We start from the raw sequence: 4,544 nt of genomic DNA, 5'->3' as shown, positions 1-4,544 counted from the left end.
GTCCAGCAGGATGGGCAGCAGCTGGCGCTGCAGGGCGGCCCTCCTGCTGACACCCGCCGTGAGCGCCTCAATGTGCCGCATCGCCCCGCGGGGGTCTCCGTAACCAAGCGCGGCCAGGCGGCCCTGGGCAGCTTCCGGCGTCAGCCTGGCGTCCTCGGTGCTGAGTTTGGCGGCGGTGTTAAGCAGCGGCCGGTAGAAGATGCGTTCGTGCAGTTCCCGGACCGAGCGCTTGGTCTTCTGCCAGGCGGCCAACAGGGCGTCCGGTGGCGGCCGGTCGTTTGAAAACGGCCCCAGGACCGCCTTCGCCAGAGCGCGCAGGGCAGCCTCGTTCACGGGCATCAGGTGCGTCCGGCGGAGCTGGAACAACTGGATCCGGTGTTCCAGGAGCCGCAGGTACCGGTAGGCGTGATCGAACGCTGCGGCGTCGGCCCGGCCGATGTAGCCGCCGGCGGAGAGCGCGGCAATGGCCGAGGTGGTGTCCCGGCGGCGGAGCGATTCATCGGATTTTCCGTGCACCAGCTGAAGCAGCTGCACGGTGAACTCGACGTCGCGGAGGCCGCCGCGGCCCAGCTTGATCTGCCGCTGTTCCTCGGCGGCAGGGATGTGTTCGGTGACCCGGCGGCGCATGGACTGCACCGATTCGACGAACCCTTCGCGGCCGGCGGAACTCCAGATCAGGGGCGCAACGGCCTGTTCGTAGCGCTCACCGAGATCCTTGTCCCCCGCAATGGTCCTGGCCTTCAGGAGTGCCTGGAATTCCCAGCTTTCGGCCCAGCGGGCGTAGTAGCTCTCGTGGGAGGCCAGGGTGCGCACCAGTGGTCCCGATTTACCCTCCGGGCGCAGGTTGGCGTCCACTTCCCACAGGCCCGGCTCGCGCGCCACGGAGAAAATGGCCCGCGAGATGCCGGTGGCCAATGCCGTGCCCACCGTGCTGGCGCGGGCGTCGTCAAGGTCCCCGGCGTCCATCACGTAGATCACGTCGACGTCGGAAATGTAGTTCAGTTCGCGGGCTCCGCATTTGCCCATGCCGATGACGGCCAGGCCCACGCCTGCCACTTCCTCAGCGGTGAACTGCTCCGCCGCTTCGGCCCGGGCAACAGCCAGCGCAGCCTCGATGGCGGCACCGGCCAGATCCGCGAGTTCCGCCCCGACGGCCGGCATGAAGTCCAACGGATCAACCGCGCAGAGATCCTTGACCGCAAGGTCCACCACCCCGCGACGGTAGGCCGTTCGCAGTGCAGCGTAGGCCTCAGCCCCGGTTATTCCTGCCACCGGCCGTGCTGACCCGGGGTCAGCCCGGACGGAGGTGAGCAGCGCAGCGCGGAGCTGTTCCGGGTCCGCAGGGCTTGGCTCGGGACTCGCCTTGACGTCCAAGGCATCCAGGTGCTCCGGATGCCGGATGAGGAACTCCCCCAGGGCTTCGGAGGCACCGAGTACCCGGTAGAGCGGCTCGCTGGTCTCCGGATCGGCCGCAGCCAGGTCCCGGAGCGCCGGGTGCTTTTCAATCAGCCTGACCAGCGACTGCAGGGCGGTGTCCGGGTTTGCCGCCATTGCCAGGCCGGCGAAGATCCTGTCCTGGTCCAGCCCGTCCAGTTCGGCGGCAGCGAGGAACCGCCCGCCCTTCTCCAGGTCACTGAAGCCGGCCGAGATGAGGCGGCGGGCGAGGCTCAAAGCCGCCGCCTAAAGAATGCCCAGGTTACGCTGCAGTTCGTAGGGCGTGACCTGGAGCCGGTAGTCCTGCCACTCCGCACGCTTGTTGCGCAGGAAGTGCTCGAAGACCTGCTCGCCCAGGATCTGCGGCATCAGTTCCGAATCCTCCATGGAACGGATCGCATCGTGGAGGCTCGCCGGCAGGGGGTCATGCCCCATCGCGCGGCGTTCGGCTGAGCTCAGCGACCAGACATCGTCCTCGGCAGCTGCCGGGAGGTCGTAGCCCTCTTCGATGCCCTTCAGGCCGGCCCCAAGCAGAACAGCGTAGGCGAGGTAGGGGTTGGCTGCGGAGTCGATCCCGCGGTATTCGATGCGCGCCGACTGACCCTTTCCGGGCTTGTAGAGCGGAACCCGGACCAGCGCAGAACGGTTGTTGTGGCCCCAGCTCAGGTAGCTGGGAGCTTCCCCGCCGCCCCAAAGCCGCTTGTAGGAGTTGACGAACTGATTGGTCACGGCAGTGAACTCCGGCGCGTGCTTAAGGACTCCGGCGATGAACTGGCGCGCCGTTTTGGACAGCTGGTACTCAGCGCCTGCCTCGTAGAAAGCGTTGGTGTCGCCCTCGAACAACGAGAAGTGGGTATGCATGCCGGACCCCGGGTGCGCGGTGAAGGGTTTGGGCATGAACGTTGCATAGGTGCCCTGCTGCAGGGCCACCTCCTTGATAACCGTCCGGAACGTCATGATGTTGTCCGCGGTCTGGAGGGCGTCCGCATAGCGGAGGTCGATTTCATTCTGGCCGGGGCCCGCTTCGTGGTGGCTGAATTCCACGGAGATGCCGACGGATTCGAGCATGGTCACCGCAGTGCGGCGGAAGTCCTGGGCCACGCCACCGGGCACATGGTCAAAGTAGCCTCCCTCGTCCACCGGAACCGGTGCGCCGTCCGGGCCCGGTTCCTGGGACTTGAGGAGATAGAACTCGATTTCGGGGTGCGTGTAGCACGTGAAGCCCATGTCCGCGGCCTTGGCCAGGGTGCGCTTGAGGACATTGCGCGGGTCCGCCGCGGAAGGTTCGCCATCCGGGGTGAGGATGTCGCAGAACATCCGGGATGTCTGTTCGGTCTCGCCGCGCCACGGCAGGATCTGGAACGTGGAGGGGTCCGGCTGGGCCAGCATGTCGGATTCAAAAACCCGTGCCAGGCCCTCGATGGCGGAGCCGTCGAAACCGAGGCCTTCCTCGAAGGCACCCTCGACCTCCGCCGGGGCGAGTGCCACCGACTTGAGCGACCCTACGACGTCGGTGAACCACAGACGTACGAACCGTACGTCGCGCTCCTCGATAGTGCGCAGGACAAACTCTTGCTGGCGGTCCATGAAGGCCTCTTCTCCGGTCAACGTTCTTGCCCCGGGTCCGCGAAAGCGGCAGCCGGCAGCAGCTCACCATCACTTTACTAAGCAATCCGCTCCAATGCGGGAGCCTGCACCGCACGTAACACAGCGTTAACACCGCAACGCGCCCAAATATGACGGGGATCACGGCGTTCCGGCCGCTTCCCGGTAGCTTGGAGCGCCGCTGCAGCACTACGCTCTTGGCATGGCCACAACCCACAGCCCTGACTCGAGCGCGTCCGCCGAAGTACCCGCACCGTACGGAAACGGCCCGGCAAAGGTGCCGGCGCCGTCGTCGGAAGGTTCCGCGAAGCCCGCTGCCAGGGTGCGGATCCACCACCTGCAGCAGGCCAAGAAGGACGGCACGCGGTTCGCGATGCTGACCGCCTATGAGCAGTACAGTGCGGAGATCTTCGACCAGGCCGGGATCGAAGTGCTCCTGGTGGGCGACTCAGCGTCCAACAATGTTTTTGGCAACGAAACCAGCCTGCCTGTCACGGTGGATGAGCTCCTCCCCCTCTGCCGCGCTGTGGCGCGGTCCGCCAAGCGTGCGCTGGTGGTTGCAGACCTTCCGTTCGGCAGCTACGAAGTCTCAGCACAGCAGGGCGTGGAAACCGGCGTCCGCTTCCTCAAGGAAGGCCTGGCCCACGCAGTCAAGATCGAGGGCGGCAAGTATTACGCCGAGACCGTCCGCGCCATGGTCCAGGCAGGCGTTCCCGTGATGGCCCACATCGGCTTCACCCCGCAGAGCGAGCACGCGCTCGGCGGCTACCGTGTCCAGGGGCGCGGCGATGATGCCCAGCGCCTGATCGACGACGCCGTGGCTCTGTCCGAGGCAGGGGCGTTCTGCGTCCTGATGGAAATGGTTCCGGCGGACACCGCCGCCGCTGTGGACGCGGCGATCAGCGTGCCGACAGTAGGCATTGGTGCCGGCAACGCCACCACCGGCCAGGTCCTGGTGTGGCAGGACATGGCGGGACTCCGTGGCGGCAGGATGGCGAAGTTCGTCAAGCAGTATGCCGATCTCCGCACCACCCTCAGCGACGCCGCCAGGTCCTACGGCGACGACGTACGCTCCGGCCAGTTCCCCGGGCCCGAGCACTCCTTCTAGCCGCTTGCGCGCTCCCCTGGCCCGCAGGCCAGCCAGGGGGCGCTTGCCCGTCAGTCCTCGTCGCCCTTTTCCCAGGCCTCGTTCCGGGCCCGGACCTTCTCCAGTGCGTGTTCAGCTTCCTCCCGGGTCTTGTAGGGGCCGATCAGCTGGCTCCAATCCGACAGCGCGTCCTCCTCCACCTCGTGGGTGTTCACGTTGTACCAGTACTCCGTCATCGATGCTCCTCGTTCCGGCCTGCAACGGCCTTTCTGTGATCCGCGTAACTTATGCACGGATGCGGACAGGTTGGGCTTGAAGTTACTTGGCGTTCTGCGGTCCCTTATATGATCAATCTATGCCTTCCCTAGCCTCAACTGCACCCACCGGAAACCTCACCCGGGAACGGTCAGCCCGCAGC

Annotated in this window: 4 protein-coding genes; 1 reads left to right on the top strand and 3 read right to left on the bottom strand. The window is 66.2% G+C overall.

All coding sequences use genetic code 11. The annotated features are described in order from the left end of the window. Both DBR22_RS15350 and glnA read right to left on the bottom strand, forming a co-directional pair. On the bottom strand, positions 1–1,671 hold a 1,671-nt coding region (locus tag DBR22_RS15350; protein ID WP_108599743.1), incomplete at its 3' end, for a bifunctional [glutamine synthetase] adenylyltransferase/[glutamine synthetase]-adenylyl-L-tyrosine phosphorylase. Positions 1,672–1,680: 9 nt separating this feature from the next. After that, positions 1,681–3,021 carry a type I glutamate--ammonia ligase gene (glnA, locus tag DBR22_RS15345; RefSeq protein ID WP_108599742.1) on the bottom strand — a complete coding sequence of 447 codons (1,341 nt, stop codon included), beginning with the start codon at positions 3,019–3,021 and terminating at the stop codon, positions 1,681–1,683. 220 nt (positions 3,022–3,241) lie between these two features. Here glnA and panB point away from each other — a divergent pair, with 220 nt between their 5' ends. Next, complete coding sequence (gene panB / locus DBR22_RS15340; RefSeq protein ID WP_108599741.1) at positions 3,242–4,147, top strand: 3-methyl-2-oxobutanoate hydroxymethyltransferase; 906 nt, start codon at positions 3,242–3,244, stop codon at positions 4,145–4,147. Between the two features lie 50 nt (positions 4,148–4,197). On the opposite strand, the gene DBR22_RS23600 is transcribed toward panB, so the two are convergent. Then, the gene (locus tag DBR22_RS23600) at positions 4,198–4,362 is read right to left on the bottom strand and encodes an SPOR domain-containing protein (protein ID WP_111906938.1); all 165 of its coding nucleotides are present in this window, start codon (positions 4,360–4,362) and stop codon (positions 4,198–4,200) included. Between the last annotated feature and the right edge of the window lie 182 nt (positions 4,363–4,544).

Source organism: Arthrobacter sp. HMWF013 (genome assembly GCF_003061105.1).
Taxonomy (GTDB): Bacteria; Actinomycetota; Actinomycetes; order Actinomycetales; family Micrococcaceae; genus Arthrobacter.
Note: the sequence above shows the minus strand (reverse complement) of the source record. Positions and strands in the feature narration are given on the sequence as shown.

Excerpts from the sequence above, each read along its gene's own strand:
- glnA (WP_108599742.1), bottom strand. The coding sequence starts at position 3,021 with ATGGACCGCCAGCAAGAGTTTGTCCTGCGCACTATCGAGGAGCGCGAC.
- panB (WP_108599741.1), top strand. The coding sequence starts at position 3,242 with ATGGCCACAACCCACAGCCCTGACTCGAGCGCGTCCGCCGAAGTACCC.
- DBR22_RS23600 (WP_111906938.1), bottom strand. The coding sequence starts at position 4,362 with ATGACGGAGTACTGGTACAACGTGAACACCCACGAGGTGGAGGAGGAC.